We start from the raw sequence: 18,258 nt of genomic DNA, 5'->3' as shown, positions 1-18,258 counted from the left end.
TTTGCACGTTCGTTAGCGGTCAGACAGCGATCAATTTCGAACACTTATTTCATTTCGCGGGGCGGGTGCGGGGTGCCGGGTCTCGACTGGTGCCAGCGCCGCAGCAGCCCCTCGGGGACCTCGTCCGCGGTGAGCGCGTAGATCAGATGGTCCCGCCACGCACCGTCGATGTGGAGATAACGTGGACGAAGCCCTTCCTCGCGGAATCCGAGTTTTCCCACGACTCTGCGGCTCGGCGCGTTCTCCGGGCGAATGCACACCTCGATGCGGTGCAGCCCGACCGTACGGAAACAGTGATCGACGGCGAGCGCGACCGCGGTCGGCATGACACCCCGGCCCGCCACCCCCTGGTCGACCCAGTAGCCGACGTGACCGGAACACATCGAGCCCCAGGTGATCCCGGCGACCGTCAACTGCCCGACGAGCCTGCCCTCGTACTCGATAGCGAAGGGCAGCATCCGGCCGGCGTTCGCCTCTGTGCGCAGATGACGGATCATCTGACGGTACGTAGGGCGCTGCGCCATCGGTCCGCCCGGCGCGGGCGGCGGCACGGTCGCCTCCCAGGGCCGCAGCCAGTCGCGGTTGCGGCGGTTGATCTCACGCCATTCGCGCTGGTCACGCAGTTTTATGGGGCGCAGGACGATCTCGCCGTCGCGAAGCGTCACCGGCCAGGTCGGAACGTTCAGCTCGCGCTCCCCGGTCGGGGGTGGTCGCCACCGCGGAGCTGGTCGACGGCGTGCACCAGGAGTCGGCCGAGGACCGCGAGTCCGTCGCGTACGCCACCGGTGGAGCCCGGCAGGTTCACGATGAGCGTGCGGTCCGCGACGCCCGCGAGACCGCGGGAGAGCGCTGCCGTGGGGACCTTGTCGCGGCCCTCGGCCCGGATCGCCTCGGGGATGCCGGGGATCTCGTGGTCGAGGACGCGGCGGGTGGCCTCGGGGGTGCGGTCGGTGGGCGAGATGCCCGTACCGCCGGTGGTCACGATCACGTCGTACCCGGCTTGCGCTCCGGCACGGAGCGCGGCCTCCACCGGGTCACCGTCCGGGACGACCTGCGGTCCGTCGACGGTGAACCCGAGACCGGTGAGCGCCTCGGCGATGAGCGGGCCGCCCTTGTCGGCGTAGACGCCGGCGGACGCCCGGTTCGACGCGGTGACCACGAGTGCGCGGTACGGGGCGCTGGCTGCCCCACCGGTACCGGAGCCGGTCATTCCCCGGCTCCTTCCGGCGCCTGGCGCCGGTAGTCGCCGGACTTGCCGCCCGACTTGGCCTCGACCCTGACGTCCGTGATCACTGCGGCCTTGTCGACCGCCTTGACCATGTCGATGACCGTGAGCGCGGCCACCGAGACGGCGGTCAGGGCCTCCATCTCGACGCCCGTGCGGTCGGTGGTCTTCACCGTGGCGGTGATCTCCACCGCGTCGTCCGCGATGCTCAGATCGACGTTGACACCCGAGACGGCGAGCGGGTGGCAGAGCGGGATCAGGTCCGGGGTGCGCTTGGCGCCCATGATTCCCGCGATCCGCGCCGTGGCGAGCGCGTCTCCCTTGGGCACGCCCTCGCCTCTGAGCAGTTCGATGACGCGTGGGGAGACGAGGACCCGGCCGCTGGCGCGGGCGACGCGCGTGGTGACGTCCTTGTCGGACACATCGACCATCCGGGCGGCGCCCGCCTCGTCGATGTGCGTCAGCCTGTTCTGCGTACTCACTGAACTCCGCCTAGCGGTAGGGCGCCGGTTGCCCGCTCGGCCCGCACCGTGGTGCGGGAAGGGGGTCCGGGGGGTATCCCCCGGGAAGGCACAGCGGCAGATACCGTACAGCCACCGGGCGGAAGTCAGCGGAGCAGGATGACCTGGGTCGTCGTGCCGGGCTCGGCGGATGTGACGTCCTCGGGCAGCACGATCAGCGCGTCGGCCTGGGCGAGCGCGGCGATCAGATGCGATCCGGCACCGCCGACCGGGGTGACGGTGCCCGCCTCGGCGTCGTACGTCCCGCGCAGGAACTGGCGTTTGCCGGCCGGTGAGGCGAGCGCCTTCTCGATCGCGAGCGTCGCGGTCACCGTGGGCCGGTGAACGTCCTCGAGACCCATCAGCGTACGGATCGCGGGCCGGACGAACAGCTCGAAGGAGACGTAACTGGAGACCGGGTTGCCCGGCAGCGCGAGCAGCGGGGTGTGGTCGGGGCCGATCGAGCCGAAGCCCTGGGGCTTGCCCGGCTGCATGGCCAGCTTGCGGAAGTCGATGCCACTGCCCGGCTCGTCCTCGTCGCCCACCGAGGACAGGGCCTCCTTGACCACGTCGTACGCACCGACGCTGACGCCACCGGTGGTGACGACGATGTCGGCGCGGATCAGCTGGTCCTCGATCGTGGCCCGCAGTGTCCCGGCGTCGTCGGCGACGGCGCCCACCCGGTACGCGATGGCTCCCGCGTCCCGGGCGGCGGCCGTCAGCGCGAAGCTGTTGGAGTCGTAGATCTGGCCGCCGGTCAGCTCTTCGCCCGGCTGGACCAGTTCGCTGCCGGTGGACAGGACGACGACACGGGGGCGCGGGCGCACCCTGACCGTCGCGCGGCCGATCGCGGCGAGCAGTCCGATCTGCGGCGGTCCTACGACCGAGCCGGCGCGCAGGGCCAGGTCGCCGGGCTGGACGTCGCTGCCCCGGGCCCTGACATGGGCGCGGGCCTCGACGGAACGGTGGACGCGGACCTCACCGCTCGCGCCCTCGGGCGCGTCGCTGTGGGCCCGCATGGTGGATGCCGGGCCCTCGCCCGTACCGCCGTCCGTCCACTCGACCGGGACCACCGCTTCGGCGCCCTCGGGCAGCGGGGCACCGGTCATGATGCGGGCCGCCTGCCCGGGGCCCACGATCTGATCGCCGGTCAGTCCGTCGCTGCCCGCCGCGATGTCACCGATGACGGTGAGGACGGCGGGGAACTCCTGGCTCGCACCCTCGACATCGGCGATCCGGACCGCGTAGCCGTCCATCGAGCTGTTGTCGAAGGGCGGCAGCGCGACCTCCACCATGACGTCCTCGACCAGGACGCAGCCCTGGGCGTCGGGCAGTTGCAGCTCGATGGGTTCGAGCGGCTTCACCGAGCCCAGGATGTCGTCCAGGTGTTCGTCCACCGACCAGATCGTGCTGCTCACGGGGTTACATCTCCTCGGTGACGTATCTGCGCAGCCAGGTCCGGAAGTCCGGTCCCAGGTCTTCACGTTCGCACGCGAGTCTGACAATGGCACGCAGATAGTCGCCCCGGTCACCGGTGTCATAGCGGCGGCCCTTGAAGACGACTCCGTGCACCGGACCGCCGACCTTCTCGTCCTCCGCCAGGAGCTGCAGCGCGTCCGTGAGCTGGATCTCGCCGCCCCGGCCGGGCTCGGTCTGACGCAGTATTCCGAAGACGGCAGGGTCCAGGACGTACCGGCCGATGATGGCGAGGTTGCTGGGTGCGTCGGCCGGGTCGGGCTTCTCCACGAGGCCGGTGATGCGCACGACGTCCCCGTCGGCGGTGGGCTCCACGGCCGCGCAGCCGTACATGTGGACCTGCGAGGGCTCGACCTCCATCAGAGCGATGACGCTGCCGCCCTCACGCTCCTGGACGTCGATCATCCGGGCGAGCAGCGGGTCGCGCGGGTCGATCAGGTCGTCACCGAGAAGCACGGCGAAGGGCTGGTCACCGACGTGCGGCGCGGCGCAGAGGACCGCGTGGCCGAGGCCGCGCGGGTCGCCCTGGCGTACGTAGTGCATGGTGGCCAGGTCGCTGGACTCCTGAACCTTGGAGAGCCGTTCGCCGTCGCCCTTGCGGGTGAGCGCGTTCTCCAGTTCGTAATTCCGGTCGAAGTGGTCCTCAAGGGGACGCTTGTTACGGCCGGTGATCATCAGCACGTCGGAGAGACCGGCTGCGACGGCCTCTTCGACGACATACTGGATCGCGGGCTTGTCGACGACCGGCAGCATCTCCTTGGGAGTGGCCTTGGTGGCCGGCAGGAAGCGTGTGCCGAGACCTGCGGCCGGGATGACGGCCTTGCTGATCCTGGGAAACGACTGAGTCATGCCCAGAACCTTAACCGGTGAGGATGGGCGGAAGATGAGCGTCCGGTTAATTTTGTACTCACTTATACCCATACGAGAATAGTGTGAGCGCCCGTTGAATGACGAAACATCAGGAAAGGCGTCCCTGCGACGCGAATTGCTCGCCGTCCGGGCCCTCCTGACCTCGCAGAGCATTGAGGAGACCGCCGCGGCCCTCGCGTCCTCGGCACTGGAGCTCCCGGAACTGGCGGACGCGCGAACGGTCGCCGCGTACGTGTCCGTGGGGCGCGAGCCGGGGACCCGCGCGCTGATCGACACGTTGCGCGAGCGGGGCGTCCGGGTCCTGCTGCCGGTGCTCCTCCCGGACAACGACCTCGACTGGGCGGTGTACGAAGGACCGGAGCATCTCGCCCGGGCGGGTCGCGGACTGCGTGAGCCGGACGGCGTACGCCTGGGGCCCGGCGCCGTCCTCGGCGCCGACGCCGTCCTGCTGCCCGGTCTCGCGGTGGACGGGCGCGGGATGCGGCTGGGGCGCGGGGGCGGCAGTTACGACCGGGTCCTCGCCCGGTTGGCCGCGGCGGGCGCGCGGCCGGCGCTGGTCGTCCTGCTGTACGGGAACGAGGTGGTCGCGCGGGTCCCGGAGGAACCGCACGACCACCCCGTGGACGCCGTGGTGACGCCGGCCGGAGCGCGGCGTTTCACCTAGGTCCTGTCTGGAGTTCCAGCGCGGGAGAAGGAGCGGCGTCCGGTGCCGTCGAATCCAAGGCGGAGGAGGGAGCGATGGCGGAGCCCTCGCGACTGACGACAACGCCGGAGGCGGCGGTGCCGGACGCCGCGACGCCGCGGGGGAACTCCAGACAGGACCTAGAGGCGCCGAGGCCGGGCCTCATGGCTTCTTGAGCGTCAGGTGGTCGACGGTGGACTGCTGCACCGCATTGGTACCGAAGGACCAGTCCAGCAGTTCACCGTCGGCCCACTTGTCCGTCTGATCGGTGTAGTGCGAGCTGAACGCGTGCCCGGAAGCGCCGGTGAGGTTGATCCAGCGTGACTTGTCCCAGTCCCCCACGTTCACGATCATCCGCATCGAGGGCACCCAGATGACCTCGTAACCGCCTGCCGCGTTCCAGCCGGTGGCGTTGACCGCGGCCTCGCCGCCGCTCAGGTTCCACGGGCCGCGGTTGAGCGCCCGCTGGAGAGGGCCGGGGCCCTCGGTACCGAGGGTCTGGTTCTTCAGGGTCAGCTGGTGCAGGCGCCCCCAGCTCCAGGTGGACATGTCCTTGCCGAGCTTGGCGGTCAGCTCCCAGCGGGCGTCCTCCATGGCACGCCCGAAGAGGTCGTCGCGGCTCTCCAGCGCCTCTTCGCGGCCCTTGGCGGGCACCTTCCACCACTCGTTGTCCTGGTCATCCACGATGTTCTGGACGATCTGGAACCAGCGGTCCCCGCCGTCCGGCTGCGCCGAGTCCGCGTCACGCTGCCCGCACTCGCGTACGAGTCGCTTCTGCTCGTCCAGCGGGCCGGTGCTCTTCGCCGGCGGAACGTTGAGGCAGTCGCCCTGCGCGCGCAGCTCCTTGGGGAGCTTGTTGCCGAACGCCAGCTTGAGGATGTTGCGCCACACCGCGTTGAAGTACGCGGCGGCCGCCGAGTCGGACTCCTGGGTGTAGTCCCAGCCCTCCAGCAGCTTCTGCGCCTCACGGACGTGCTGGTCGGCGACGCCGGTCTTCATCAGCTTGGGCACCAGCAGGGCGGCGATCGCACTGCTGTTGTCCATCTGCATCTTCTGCATGTCGTCGGTCGAGATCTTCTCGCCGCCGTCGATCTTCTTCGCGATCAGGTCGTTGATCCGCTGGCTGCGGGCGCCGTATCCCCAGTCCTTGGTGAGCAGGTGGGGGTACTTCTCGTCGATGACGGCCTGGTTGGCGGTGACGATGTAGCCGCGCTTCGGGTTGTACTCGTAGGGCAGCTCGTCGAACGGGACCGGCTTCTTCTCCCAGCCGTACTCCGAGGTCCAGCCGGGGCTCGGCAGCGTGCCGTCACCCTTTGTGCGGACCGGGATCCTGCCGGGGGCCTGGTAGCCGATGTGGCCCTTGGTGTCGGCGTAGACGAGGTTCTGCGAGGGGACCTCGAAGTGCTCGGCCGCCGCCCGGAAGGACTTGAAGTCCTTGGCGCGGTTGATCTCGAAGACTGCGTCCATGGACCTGCCCGGTTCCAGGGCGGTCCACTTCAGGGCGACCGCGTACCCCTCCGCGCGGTCGGGGGCCGAGTTGGTGACGGGGGCCTTCTGGCCCACCTTCTCCAGCTCGTTGCTGCGGTCGGAGACCACGGGGCCGTTGTTGGTCTCGCGGACGGTGATGTGGCGGTCCCTGCCGCCCGCGACCTTGATGGTCTCCTCGCGGGTGACGAAGGGCTTCACCTTGCCGTCGTACTGGTAGCCGTCGTCCGAGACCTTCTCCAGGAAGAGGTCGGTGACGTCGGCCCCGAGGTTGGTGAGCCCCCAGGCGATGTCCTGGTTGTGGCCGATGATCACACCGGGCATCCCGGAGAACGTGTATCCGGCGGTGTCGTACCGGCAGGACTCCGAGACGGTCCGGCAGTGCAGACCCATCTGGTACCAGAGCGAGGGCAGCATCGGCGCCAGGTGCGGGTCGTTGGCGAGCAGCGGCTTGCCCGTGGTCGTGTAGTCGCCGGAGACGACCCAGGAGTTCGATCCGATACCGCTGCCGTTCGGGCCGAGCAGCGCGGGGATCTCGTCGAGGGTGTCGGCGAGGGAGGAGAGCTGGGTACCGAGGCCCTGCGTCGCTCCCTCCGCGGTCCCGGCACCGGCACCGGCACCGGCGCCGATGTCGTCCGAGGGCACGGCGGCCGGGTCGAACTCTCCGGTGACCGGGGAGACCGCGCCCTGCCCGACGATCGGCTGGTGCTTCTCGTACGGGTAGTCCGGGTACAGCTCCTTGATCTGCTTCGCGCTCAGCCTGCTGGTCATCAGGGAGCGGTCGATCTCGTCCTGCATGTTGCCGCGCAGGTCCCAGGCCATCGCCTTCAGCCAGGCGACCGAGTCGACCGGGGTCCACTCGGCGGGCTTGTAGTCGTTGGTGAGCCCCAGGGCGGCGTACTCGACGGACAGGTCCTTGCCGTCCTTGCCCTTGAGGTACGCGTTCACCCCCTCCGCGTACGACCGGAGGTTCTTCTTGGTGGACTCGTCCAGGACGGTGTCGTACTCCTTCTGCGCGACCTGGCGCCAGCCGAGGGTGCGCAGGAAGGAGTCGGTCGCCACCTGGCCGGAGCCGAACATCTCGGAGAGCCGGCCGGACGTCATATGACGGCGGACGTCCATCTCCCAGAAGCGGTCCTGAGCCTGGACGAAGCCCTGGGCGCGGAAGAGGTCGGCGTCGGAGTCCGCGTAGATCTGCGGGATTCCGTAACTGTCGCGTCGGACGTCGACGTCGGCGTCGAGAGCGTCGAGGTCGATCGAACCGGTGGTCTGCGGGTACGAGGCCCGCACCGTGGAGACGGACCAGAACGCGCCATAGCCGACACCCGCGACAAGCGCCAGCACCAGGACGATCACGAGCAGACGGGCGCGTCGCCCCTTCTTCCTGCCTGGCTTCTTCGCATCGGAAGAACCGGAAGAGGCGGTTGTGTTGGCGGGCATCGCTGTCCTTCGAGGGGCAGGGTGGTCCTGGGAGTGCAGGAGCAACCATAGGCGCAGCGCGGAAGCCACTCGGACGCGGTATGGAGATGCATCCATATGCGCACCGTTCGCACGAACACTCGAGCGCATCAAGAAAGCGTAAAAGATTAGGTAAGGTAACGAAGTACCGACCGTCGGCGCACGGACCGACAGGCGCACGCAGGGAAGGGACGAACACTGACAGTCCACATGCTCAACGAACTCCTGCTCGTCTGTTCACTCGTCCTGCTCGTCGCCGTGGTGGCGGTGCGCATCTCGTCCCGCAGCGGGCTCCCCAGCCTGCTCCTGTACCTCGGCATCGGTGTCGCCATAGGCCAGGACGGCATCTTCGACGTCCGGTTCGACAACGCCGAACTGACGCAGGTGATCGGCTACGCCGCACTGGTCGTCATCCTCGCCGAGGGCGGTCTGGGCACGAAGTGGAAGGAAGTCCGTCCCGCCCTGCCGGCCGCCGCGGTGCTCTCGACCGTGGGCGTGGGCATCAGCGTGGGTGTCACCGCGGCCGGAGCGCACTATCTCGTCGGCCTGGAGTGGCGGCAGGCGCTGATCATCGGCGCGGTCGTCTCGTCCACCGACGCCGCCGCCGTCTTCTCCGTGCTGCGCAAGGTGCCGCTGCCGTCCCGGATCACGGGCGTCCTGGAGGCCGAGTCCGGCTTCAACGACGCCCCGGTCGTCATCCTCGTGGTGGCGTTCTCCGCCATCGGCCCCGTGGAGCACTGGTACGTACTCGTCGGTGAGATAGCCCTTGAGCTGACGATCGGTGCGGCCATCGGTCTTGCGGTCGGCTGGCTCGGCTCCCTCGGACTGCGCCATGTGGCGCTGCCCGCGTCCGGTCTGTACCCGATCGCCGTGATGGCCATCGCGGTCTCTGCCTACGCGGCGGGCGCGCTGGCGCACGGCAGCGGATTCCTAGCCGTCTATCTCGCGGCGATGGTCCTCGGCAACTCCAAGCTGCCGCACTGGCCGGCCACCCGCGGTTTCGCGGACGGGCTCGGCTGGCTGGCCCAGATCGGCATGTTCGTGCTGCTCGGCCTGCTGGTCACACCACACGACCTGGTCGCCGACTTCTGGCCCGCGATGATGGTGGGGCTGGTCCTGACCGTGGTGGCGCGACCGCTCTCGGTCTTCGTCAGCCTGGCACCGTTCAGACTGCCGCATCGCGAGAAGACGCTGATGTCCTGGGCCGGACTGCGCGGCGCCGTACCCATCGTGCTCGCGACCATTCCGATGGTCTCCGGGATCTCCGGCAGCACCAGGGTCTTCAACATCGTCTTCGTTCTTGTCGTGGTCTACACCCTGCTCCAGGGGCCGACCCTGCCCTGGCTCGCGAAAGCACTCAAGATCTCCGACGATCCGTCGGAAGCGGCGGACCTGGGCATCGAATCGGCGCCCCTGGAGCGGCTGCGCGGGCATCTGCTGTCCGTCGCGATCCCCGCCGAGTCGAAGATGCACGGGGTGGAGGTCGGCGAGCTGCGACTGCCCGCCGGGGCTGCGGTCACGCTCGTGGTCCGGGACGGCAAGAGCTTCGTACCGGCACCGTCCACCGTGCTGCGGCGCCGCGACGAACTGCTGGTGGTGGCGACCGACCCGGTGCGCGACGCGGCCGAGGCCCGGCTGCGGGCGGTCGGCGAGGGCGGCAAGCTGGCGGGCTGGCTGGGCACCGGGGGCGGCTCGGGGAAGCCCGGCTCCCGGGCCGGTTCGCGCACCGGAGCGCGTGGCGGACCGGGGCGTACCAGGCGGCCGGGTGGCCCGGAAGGCTCCGGCGGTTCGGGTCGTTCCGGGCGCTTTGGAAGTCCCGGTGGGTCGACGCGGGTCGACAGTACGCCGCACCTGGCGCACCTGGCGAAGAAGCTCGTCAGGGGCATCGGTTCGGTATCCGAATCCGGTGACAAGCGGTCCGACTCCACGAAGACGCATCGCTGATCCCGGTCCTCAGTGATCCCGGTCCCGGCGATCCCAGGCTCAGCAGAGGCACCTGTACGCAATCGCAGGAGTACAGGTGCCGCTGCCTGTAGCATGAAGGAAATATCATCGACCCAATCTGATCGACCACCTCTGCCTGACGCAGAGCTGGCGCGACCGTATGGCGGTCGTGGCGTCCCTCCGCCTCTGTAGCGAGCCGCCCGGCATCTACCGCAGTTCCGCGCGAAGAGGACAGCTCTCGGCAGCTCCCGCACGAGTCGCGCATCTTGCGTGGTGGACGTGCCGCAGGAGCCAAGCCACCAGGCGGCAGAAAGGCAAGGACCGTGGCGTCCACGGTCTCCGACCGCCCCGGTTACGGGCAGTTGCTGCGCACCCCCGGTGTGTGGACCTTCCTCCTTCCGGGCTTCGCCGCACGGCAGCCCTTCGCGATGCTGACCATCGGCATCGTCCTTCTCGTGCAGCACACCACCGGTTCGTACGGCAGCGCAGGCGCCGTGGCGGCCGTCTCCGGCGTCTCCATGGCGCTGTTCGCCCCGCAGGGCGGCAAACTCGCCGACCGCTTCGGCCAGCGGGCGGTCCTGCTGCCCGGTGTGCTGGTGCACGCGGCGTCCGTGGGGGCGCTGCCAGCGCTCGCGCTGGCCGACGCACCCCTGTGGGTGCTGTTCCTCGCCGCCGTGCCCACCGGCGCCTCCATCCCGCAGGTCGGACCGATGGTCCGGGCCCGCTGGGCCGCCCTGCTGGGTGCCGCCCCCGGGCGTCCCGCCTCGCCGCTGATGTCGACGGCCGCCGCCTTCGAGTCGGTGACGGACGAGTTCACGTTCGTCGTCGGCCCGGTTCTCGCGACCGCCCTGTGCACCGGCGTACACCCGGCGGCCGGTCTGCTCACGGAGGCCGCACTGACACTCGTCGGCGGCCTGCTCTTCGCGGCCCAGCGCTCCACGCAGCCCGTGCCGCGAGGCGCTGCCACCGCCGAGGCCCCGCACAGGTCCGCCCTGTCCGTTCCGGGCGTCCGGGTGCTCGCCATCACGTTCCTCGGCATCGGCGCGGTCTTCGGCGGGATGCAGGTCTCCCTGACGGCGTTCTCCGAGGAGATCGGCCGTCCGGGTGTGAACGGACTGCTGTACGGGGTCTTCGCCGCGGGCAACATGCTGGCCGGGGTCGCGTGCGGCGCCATCGTCTGGAAGAGCAGTCCCCGGCGTCGCCTGATCATCGGGTACATGGCCCTGACGCTGGCCGCGTCCGGGCTGTGGGCCGTGCACTCGGTGCCGCTGCTCGCCGGGCTCGGCTTCCTGGTCGGTCTCTTCATCGCGCCCGCACTGATCAGCGGGTACACCCTGGTCGACGCACTGGTTCCGGCATCCGCGCGGACCGAGGCGTTCACCTGGCTGACGGGCGCGGTCGCGCTCGGCCAGGCGGGAGCGGTGACCGTGGCCGGACAGCTCGCCGACCGCCAAGGCGCGAGCACCGGTTTCGTGGTCCCGCTGGTGGGGACCGCGCTGGCGCTGGCGACCCTGCTGGCACTGCGCTCGCGACTCGCCCCGCGGGCCTCCGGACGGCTGGTCGCACGTGGTGTCGGTCACCGCGAGCCGGTCACGGTGGACTGATCGAGCGGAATACGTCAGTATGGAGCGTCGTTAGCACTCATTGAGTGAGAGTGCCAGGAGGAGCAAGTGCCGACCTATCAGTACCAGTGCACCGAATGCGGCGAGGGCCTCGAGGCGGTGCAGAAGTTCACCGATGATGCCCTGACCGTGTGCCCGAACTGCGAGGGACGCCTGAAGAAGGTGTTCTCGGCGGTCGGCATTGTCTTCAAGGGTTCCGGTTTCTACCGGAACGACAGCCGCGGCTCCTCGTCGAGCAGCACGCCGGCTTCGTCGCCCGCGAAGGCGTCAGATTCCGCTTCCTCGTCGTCGTCGACGACCGGGTCGGACTCGAAGTCGACGGCGTCTTCGTCGTCCTCCTCGTCCGCCGCGGCTTCGTCCGCGTCGGCTTCGTCGAGTGGTACGTCGGCTGCCTGAGCCGTCGTACGGACAAGCTTCAACGGGACCCCGTCGATCTTCGGACCGGCGGGGTCTTCGTGTGCGTCCCCGTGCCGTACGGAGGGCCTAGTGTGACCGCATGGTTAACGCAGAAGCTGGTGCAGAGGCAGGGAACGTGGCCGGCGTTCCGGCGGGTGGCGCGGACATCGGAGTGATCGGCGGCTCGGGTCTGTACTCCTTCCTGAAGGACGTCACCGAGGTCCGTGTGGACACCCCGTACGGGCAGCCCAGCGACTCGCTCTTCCTGGGCGAGGTCGCCGGACGCCGTGTCGCGTTCCTGCCCCGCCACGGGCGTGGTCACCACGTGCCGCCGCACCGCATCAACTACCGGGCCAATCTGTGGGCGCTGCGCTCGGTCGGTGTACGTCAGGTGCTCGCGCCGTGCGCGGTGGGCGGACTGCGGCCGGAGTACGGGCCGGGGACGCTGCTCGTGCCGGACCAGCTGGTGGAGCGGACCAAGGCCCGCACACAGACGTACTACGACGGAGTGACGCGGGCCGACGGCGTGGAGCCGAAGGTGGCCCACCTCGGCTTCGCCGATCCGTACTGCCCCCACGGCCGGAAGGCCGCCCTTGCCGCAGCGCGTGGGCGCGACTGGGACGCCGTGGACGGCGGGACGCTGGTCGTGGTCGAGGGACCGCGCTTCTCAACCAGGGCCGAGTCGCGCTTCCACGCGGCGATGGGCTGGTCGGTGGTCGGGATGACCGGACATCCGGAGGCCGTACTCGCCCGCGAACTCGCCCTCTGCTACACGACGTTGACGCTGGTGACGGACCTCGACGCGGGCGCCGAGGCCGGCGAGGGCGTCTCCCACGAGGATGTGCTGAAGGTGTTCGCCGCCAACGTGGACCGGCTGCGGTCGGTGCTGTTCGACGCGGTGACCGGGCTGCCGAAGACCGCGGACCGCGACTGCGCCTGCGCGCACGCGCTGGACGGCATCGATACGGGAGTCGAACTGCCTTAGCGGGGCCGTGCCGTGCCGGGACGAGCGTGCCAGGGCGAGCTGTGGGGCTGGTGCGGCACGTGTGGGTGTCGGAGATTTCCACAAGCTGTGCGCTGTCCACAGGGCTCAGCAGGATGTCCTCGGACGGTGGAGGGTGAGGGGAGTTCGGCGGGTCGGCCCGCCGCACTCCCCTCGTTCTTTCTCCCGTCACGGCAGGTGGTGTCAGCCATGTCCCCGTCCGCACCCCACGTACGAACTCCTTCGCTCCCGTCCGCGGCCGATGCGCGGCATCCGTGGCTGCCGGTGGTGGCACCGGCCCCGTGCGGGGTGCCTCCGTTCCCTCCTCTGCGGCTGCGTGGGGGTGGCGCACACCGGCTGCGGCGGGCGCTGCGGAGGCAGCGTCGCACCATGGCGGCGGGGCTGGCTCTGACCGCTGCCGCGCTGGCCGCTTCGGGACTCGCCACCCCCGAACTCGCCACCCCGGGACTCGCCGCCCCGGGGGCGAGTGCCGCCGGTCCGGGCGTCGCGGGGGAAGCGGCGGCCGTGCCGGGAGCGGCGGTGCGGCGGCACGGGCGCCTGGTGTCGGCGCCGGTCCGGATCGCCGATGCGGCGACGGTCCGGCTGCTGCGGCCCGGCGACCGCGTCGATGTGATCGCCGCCGACGACGCGGAATCCGACGCACGCGTGGTGGCGAAGGGGGTACGGGTGGCGTCCGTGCCGCGCCCGCCGGACAACACGGTCGCGGACGGGCCGGACGCGGGCGGCGGAGCCCTGGTCGTGCTGACCGTGGACCGGGACACCGCGACGGCGCTGGTCGGCGCCGGGGTCTCGGGGCAACTGGCCGTGGCGGTGGCAGATGCGCACTAGATCCGGGACGCGCTCCTGGTGCAGCAGCGCGGCGATACGGCCGGGGACGGCGCGGCGAGTGACAGGGGGACCGACGAGTAGCACGGGAGACGGCGCGTCCCGCCGCGGCGGAGCCGGGACGGGCGAGGCGGCGGGGCTCAGACGTGGTGAGGCGGCTTCTCGTCGAGGAAGCGCGCCAGATCCGCGGCGCTGCCACCGCTCGGAGTCCGCTCACCCCACCCTCGGTCCGTATCGTCCGAGGACTGCCTGTCCAACGGATCGTCGAAGACGAGAGCCGAGGTGGGTTCGGACTCCTGCGGCTGCTGCTCGTGCGGCTGCTGCTGCTGCGGCTTCGAATCTCGCGGTCCGTGGGCGGGGGCGGTGCTCATGTCTCCAGGATACGGCGGTGGTCAACGGTCCTTCGGATCGAGCAGCCACAGTCCGAGGACCACGAGGAACGAGAGACAGAGGAAGCCGGTGCCCCACCAGGCGGTACCGGTGCTCACCGCGATGGGAACCAAACCCCAGTATCCGCAGGGGTCGTACGGTCGTCTGCATCCTCCACGCCCATTTGGTCTTTACCCCCAAGTACCGGCGTGGGCCGTTCACCGACGAGATCCTTCCACGCTGCGAGGAAGTCATGCGATCCGTCTGTGCGGACTTCGAAACCGAGCTGGTCGAGTTCAACGGCGAACGCGACCACGTCCACCTTCTCGTGTACTACCCGCCCAAGGTGTCCCTCTCCAAGCTGGTGGGCTCCCTCAAGGGCGTCTCCGCCCGCAGGCTCCGCCACGGCTTTCTGCGGCGGAGCACCGTTGTCCGTCATCAAGGAGTACATCGAGCAGCAGGAACGTCCGACGTGTACCCGCACGCCAGAGCAGTCCAGAGAAGCGATACTTCCCGGGGCTGAAGCCCCGGAGCTCCTCGCTGGATCCCGCTGAGGTTTCTGATGGCTCGGTCACCCGGCTACCGTATGACCGTAAAAGGCGATTGATCCTGTTTCGGGTGGTTGCGGAGTGAGCGCGCCGCGCGACCGGCGCGACGAGCAAGCAGGTCCGACTCCCCCTCGACACAGGGAAGTTCACCCGAAGCATCCGAAAAGTACCGGGAACTTTTCGCGTGTGCCCTACGTTTTCCCGATCCCCGGTCACGATGTCAGACCCAGGGACTACGTTAAGCACGCACCAAGTAACACGCGGCGACGGCCTGGAGACAGCACCTTGAGCGATCCGTACGAGACAACCGAGCAGCACCTCGAGCGACTCCTGCGACGCGCCCTCAACTCCTTCGACCTGCCCGACAGCACGGTCGAACAGCTCGGAGGCGCGCTGGCGCACAGCAGCTCCCTGCATTCCTCCCACCACAGCTCGGTCCTGCACCGCGAGACCTACCGGCACACCTATCTGCTTCCCGACGGCTCCGCGCTCTCCCTCTGGGAGCTCGTCCACAGCAGCGGCCGGGACCTCACGGCCCCTCGCCGCCACGAGCTGTACGACGACGAGTCCGACGCGCACGTCGCGGCGGTGCGGCTGGCCGGCAGTTTCTCCGACGCCCCGGCCTTCGGCGACGAGAGTCCGCACGGCGACCTGGAGATCCTCACGGTCCTGATGTCCGCTCCCCCGGTCCCGCTGCCCCGGACGTACGCCCCGGACAACTCCGCGGACCACGCCCGCCGGGTCCTGCGCCGCGCGGAGAACAGCGACCGGCCGGGCGAGGAGACCGCGCGTCTGCTGCGGGCCGCCTTCGCCCACCACATCACCCAGATCTTCGGCCGGCAGTGCCCCGTCGACGGCCGGGACGCCGGTTTCACGCTCTACGAGCACGCGTTCCTGCTCCTGGACGGCAGCGAGCTCTGCCTCTGGGAGGTCGAGCACACCGCCACCCCCGACGGCCGTCACATGTGCGAGGTCTACGGGGACGAGCACGCCGCACGCCAGGCCATGGAGAGCCGCACGCGCATCTGCTGACGCGCGTGCGGTGATGCCCCCGTGCGGCCCGCGGACCGGTGAGGCCCGCGGACCCGTGCGGTCCGCGGACCCGTGCGGTCCGCGGACCCGTGCGGTCCGCGGACCGGACTCGCTCAGTGCGTCAGCACGGGCTCCGTGACGGCGTCGCCCTCCGGCCCCGGAGCGGCGTCGGCCGGGTCCTCGGCCGGGTCCTCGGCATGGGCCTTCGGCCTGGCCGGCAGAGCGAACATCAGCAGGAAGATCACAGCGAGCACACCGGCCACCCACCACAGCGACTGCTGGAACGCCTCGACGAACGCCGGTCCCATGACGCCCCGCGCCGCCCCGTCGTCGACCACTCCGAAGAAGACCACCGAGACGAGACCGAGCCCCAGCGCCGTACCCATCTGCTGCATCGTGTTGAACAGCCCGGACGCAGACCCCGAGTGCTCCTTGGGCACCTCGGAGAGCACCGCGTCCGTCAGCGGGGCCACGATCAGCCCCATCCCCACTCCCATGACGACCAGCGGCAGTGCCATCTGCCACGGGGTGATGTCCATGCCGTAGCGCTCGGACTCCCAGATGTAGAGCAGCAGTCCGGCGATCATCAGCAGCGCGCCCACCTGGAGGACCTTGCGGCCGAAGCGGGGCACCAGCTTCTGCACGGAGAGCCCGGCGGCGGCCGAGACGGCGATCGAGAAGGGGACGCCCGTCGTGCCCGCCCGCAGCTCGCTCCAGCCCAGCCCCATCTGCATGTAGAGCGTCCAGACGAGGAAGAAGATGCCGAGGACGATACCGAAGGTCAGCTGTACGGCGACGCCCGCGGCGAAGCTCCTGACCCGGAACAGGGACAGCTCGATGAGCGGCGAGCCGTCCTTGGCCGTCTTGTGCCGCTCGTACGCGACCAGCACCAGGAGCACCAGAAGGCTGCCCGCCATCGACAGATGACCCCACAGCGGCCAGCCCAGCTCGTGCCCCCGGGTCAGTGGGAAGATCAGCATCAGCAGGCCGAGCGTCACGAGGCCCACACCGACCAGGTCGAGACGGAGCGCCTTGGGCGCCTTCGACTCACTGATGAACTTGCTGCCCAGGATCAGGCCGGCGATACCGACCGGCAGGTTGATCAGGAAGATCGGACGCCATTCGAGACCGAAGAGGTTCCAGCCGGTGAGCAGCGCGCCGAGCAGCGGTCCGGAGACCGCGCCGAGCCCGACGACCGCGCCGAAGAGGCCGAAGACCTTGCCGCGTTCGTGCGCGGGGAAGGTGGCGTGCACGATGGAGAGCACCTGCGGGACCATCAGCGCCGCCATGGCGCCCTGGAGGATGCGGGAGGCGACCAGCATCTCCGGGTCGGCCGCGAAGCCGCAGAGGGCCGAGGAGACGGTGAAGCCGCCGATGCCGATGAGGAAGAGCCGCTTGCGGCCGTAGATGTCGCCCAGCCGGCCACCCGTGATCAGCCCGGCCGCGAAGGCGAGGGCGTATCCCGCGGTGATCCACTGGATCGCGCTGAACGAGGCGCCGGTGTCCTGCTTGATGCTCGGGATGGCGATGTTGACGATCGTGACGTCGACCAGGTCCATGAAGGCCGCGGTCATCACGATGGCGAGCGCGTACCAGCGGCGCCGGTCGGCCGGGGCCGCAGGGCCCTCGGTCGCCGTGCGGGCGGCCGTCGCGGACGGCAGCGGTTGGGAAGAAGTCATGGGAAGAAACTAGAGGGGCATTAGGACAGTTCGTGACCTGATGAACGGGCATCCTGGACGGCATGACAGATACCCCGGCACGCCTGCTGAATCTGCTGTCGCTCCTCCAGACGCCGCGTGAGTGGCCGGGCACCGAACTGGCCGACCGCCTGGAGGTCAGCCCGCGCACGATCCGCCGCGACATCGACCGGCTCCGCGACCTCGGCTATCCGGTCGAGGCGACGCGCGGCTCGGTCGGCGGCTACCGCCTCGTCGCGGGCACCGCCATGCCGCCCCTCCTGCTCGACGACGAGGAGGCGGTGGCCATCGCGGTCGGGCTGCGGGCCGGGGCCGGGCACGCCATCGAGGGCGTGGACGAGGCATCCGTCCGGGCGTTGGCGAAGCTGGAGCAGGTACTGCCCTCCCGGCTGCGCCAGCGGGTCTCGTCGCTGCAGAACGCCACCCTGCCGCTCACCCGGGGCGACGGCGCCACGATCGACCCGCGCACACTGACGGTGATGGCGTCGGCGGTCACCGGGCGGGAGCGGCTGCGGTTCGCGTACCGGGCGAAGGATGGTGCCGAGACCAAGCGGCTGGTCGAACCGGAGCGGCTGGTGAGCACGGGGCACCGCTGGTACCTCGTCGCGTACGACCTGGAGCGCGAGGACTGGCGTACGTTCCGGGTGGACCGGGTCAGTGAGCCGACGACGACCGGGGCCCGCTTCACTCCGCGCGAGCTGCCCGGGGAGGACGGGGACGCCGCCCGGTTCTTCGCCCGGTCCATGTCCCGGATGCAGGCGGAGCTGCCGGTCGACGTCGTCTTCCGGGCCCCGGCCGACTTCGTGGCGGCGCGGCTGCCTCGATGGCTCGGCGTACCGGAGCCGACCGGTGAGGACAGCTGCCGGCTGCGGGCGGTGTCGACGGACTCGCTGGAGTGGGTGGCGCTGAGGCTGGCACTCGTCGACTGCGAGTTCACGGCACACGGGCCGCCTCAGCTGGTGGAGTACCTGAGCGGCCTGGGAGCCCGGCTGACGCGGGCGTCCACAGCTTCCTGAAGCGGTCGGGAGCGGTGAGGAAAGACCCCCGGACATGAATGAGCCCCGGCGCCGGGGGGGGGGGTGGGCGCCGGGACTCAGCTCAGGTGCCGGTGTGAACCGGTCTTGAT

The 18,258-nt window shown here is 70.0% G+C and carries 16 protein-coding genes and 1 pseudogene; 9 read left to right on the top strand and 8 right to left on the bottom strand.

The annotated features are described in order from the left end of the window. Positions 1-44: 44 nt before the first annotated feature. From F0344_RS21345 to galU, 5 genes are all read right to left on the bottom strand, one after another. Positions 45-665: a GNAT family N-acetyltransferase gene (locus F0344_RS21345; RefSeq protein ID WP_185300332.1), complete on the bottom strand. Its 621-nt coding sequence runs from the start codon at positions 663-665 to the stop codon at positions 45-47. Between the two features lie 17 nt (positions 666-682). After that, positions 683-1,210, bottom strand: coding sequence for a MogA/MoaB family molybdenum cofactor biosynthesis protein (locus tag F0344_RS21340; protein ID WP_185300331.1), 528 nt, complete (start codon positions 1,208-1,210; stop codon positions 683-685). After that, positions 1,207-1,707 carry a cyclic pyranopterin monophosphate synthase MoaC gene (gene moaC / locus F0344_RS21335; protein WP_185300330.1) on the bottom strand — a complete coding sequence of 167 codons (501 nt, stop codon included), beginning with the start codon at positions 1,705-1,707 and terminating at the stop codon, positions 1,207-1,209. The genes F0344_RS21340 and moaC overlap by 4 nt, the downstream gene beginning before the upstream one ends. Positions 1,708-1,832: 125 nt before the next feature. Beyond that, entirely contained in the window at positions 1,833-3,143 is a 1,311-nt protein-coding gene (gene glp, locus F0344_RS21330) for a molybdotransferase-like divisome protein Glp (RefSeq protein ID WP_185300329.1), read from the bottom strand. A 4-nt stretch (positions 3,144-3,147) separates the two neighbouring features. Continuing rightward, entirely contained in the window at positions 3,148-4,050 is a 903-nt protein-coding gene (gene galU, locus F0344_RS21325; RefSeq protein WP_185300328.1) for a UTP--glucose-1-phosphate uridylyltransferase GalU, read from the bottom strand. A 94-nt stretch (positions 4,051-4,144) separates the two neighbouring features. Between galU and F0344_RS21320 the strand changes: the two genes are divergently transcribed. Then, complete coding sequence (locus F0344_RS21320; RefSeq protein WP_185300327.1) at positions 4,145-4,735, top strand: 5-formyltetrahydrofolate cyclo-ligase; 591 nt, start codon at positions 4,145-4,147, stop codon at positions 4,733-4,735. Between the two features lie 180 nt (positions 4,736-4,915). Here F0344_RS21320 and F0344_RS21315 read toward each other — a convergent pair whose 3' ends face one another. Continuing rightward, on the bottom strand, positions 4,916-7,678 hold the full coding sequence (locus tag F0344_RS21315) for a penicillin acylase family protein (protein ID WP_185300326.1): 2,763 nt from the start codon (positions 7,676-7,678) through the stop codon (positions 4,916-4,918). Positions 7,679-7,906: 228 nt separating this feature from the next. Between F0344_RS21315 and F0344_RS21310 the strand changes: the two genes are divergently transcribed. The 5 genes from F0344_RS21310 (at position 7,907) to F0344_RS21290 (ending at position 13,489) form a co-directional block, all read left to right on the top strand. Continuing rightward, positions 7,907-9,640, top strand: coding sequence for a potassium/proton antiporter (locus F0344_RS21310; RefSeq protein ID WP_445585677.1), 1,734 nt, complete (start codon positions 7,907-7,909; stop codon positions 9,638-9,640). A gap of 323 nt (positions 9,641-9,963) precedes the next feature. Then, positions 9,964-11,244 carry an MFS transporter gene (locus tag F0344_RS21305; protein WP_185300325.1) on the top strand — a complete coding sequence of 427 codons (1,281 nt, stop codon included), beginning with the start codon at positions 9,964-9,966 and terminating at the stop codon, positions 11,242-11,244. Between the two features lie 66 nt (positions 11,245-11,310). After that, the gene (locus F0344_RS21300) at positions 11,311-11,658 is read left to right on the top strand and encodes an FmdB family zinc ribbon protein (RefSeq protein ID WP_185300324.1); all 348 of its coding nucleotides are present in this window, start codon (positions 11,311-11,313) and stop codon (positions 11,656-11,658) included. A gap of 100 nt (positions 11,659-11,758) precedes the next feature. Beyond that, positions 11,759-12,643: an S-methyl-5'-thioadenosine phosphorylase gene (locus F0344_RS21295; protein WP_185300323.1), complete on the top strand. Its 885-nt coding sequence runs from the start codon at positions 11,759-11,761 to the stop codon at positions 12,641-12,643. Positions 12,644-12,850: 207 nt separating this feature from the next. After that, positions 12,851-13,489 (top strand): RcpC/CpaB family pilus assembly protein, encoded by a 639-nt coding sequence (locus F0344_RS21290; protein ID WP_185300322.1) that lies wholly within the window; start codon positions 12,851-12,853, stop codon positions 13,487-13,489. 137 nt (positions 13,490-13,626) lie between these two features. On the opposite strand, the gene F0344_RS21285 is transcribed toward F0344_RS21290, so the two are convergent. After that, positions 13,627-13,857: a hypothetical protein gene (locus tag F0344_RS21285; RefSeq protein WP_185300321.1), complete on the bottom strand. Its 231-nt coding sequence runs from the start codon at positions 13,855-13,857 to the stop codon at positions 13,627-13,629. A gap of 140 nt (positions 13,858-13,997) precedes the next feature. On the opposite strand from F0344_RS21285, the pseudogene tnpA reads away from it, so the two are divergent. Both tnpA and F0344_RS21275 read left to right on the top strand, forming a co-directional pair. After that, a pseudogene (gene tnpA, locus F0344_RS21280) lies at positions 13,998-14,409 on the top strand (IS200/IS605 family transposase). A 279-nt stretch (positions 14,410-14,688) separates the two neighbouring features. Next, positions 14,689-15,435 carry a DUF6227 family protein gene (locus F0344_RS21275; protein ID WP_185300320.1) on the top strand — a complete coding sequence of 249 codons (747 nt, stop codon included), beginning with the start codon at positions 14,689-14,691 and terminating at the stop codon, positions 15,433-15,435. Positions 15,436-15,548: 113 nt separating this feature from the next. Here F0344_RS21275 and F0344_RS21270 read toward each other — a convergent pair whose 3' ends face one another. Then, complete coding sequence (locus F0344_RS21270) at positions 15,549-17,114, bottom strand: MFS transporter (protein WP_185300319.1); 1,566 nt, start codon at positions 17,112-17,114, stop codon at positions 15,549-15,551. 62 nt (positions 17,115-17,176) lie between these two features. Here F0344_RS21270 and F0344_RS21265 point away from each other — a divergent pair, with 62 nt between their 5' ends. Then, on the top strand, positions 17,177-18,148 hold the full coding sequence (locus F0344_RS21265) for a helix-turn-helix transcriptional regulator (protein WP_185300318.1): 972 nt from the start codon (positions 17,177-17,179) through the stop codon (positions 18,146-18,148). Positions 18,149-18,258: the final 110 nt, after the last annotated feature.

Origin of the sequence: Streptomyces finlayi, assembly GCF_014216315.1 — a bacterium.
Classification (GTDB): Bacteria; Actinomycetota; Actinomycetes; order Streptomycetales; family Streptomycetaceae; genus Streptomyces; species Streptomyces finlayi_A.
The sequence above is the reverse complement of the archived record's forward strand: the minus strand, read 5'-3'. Positions and strand labels throughout refer to the sequence as shown.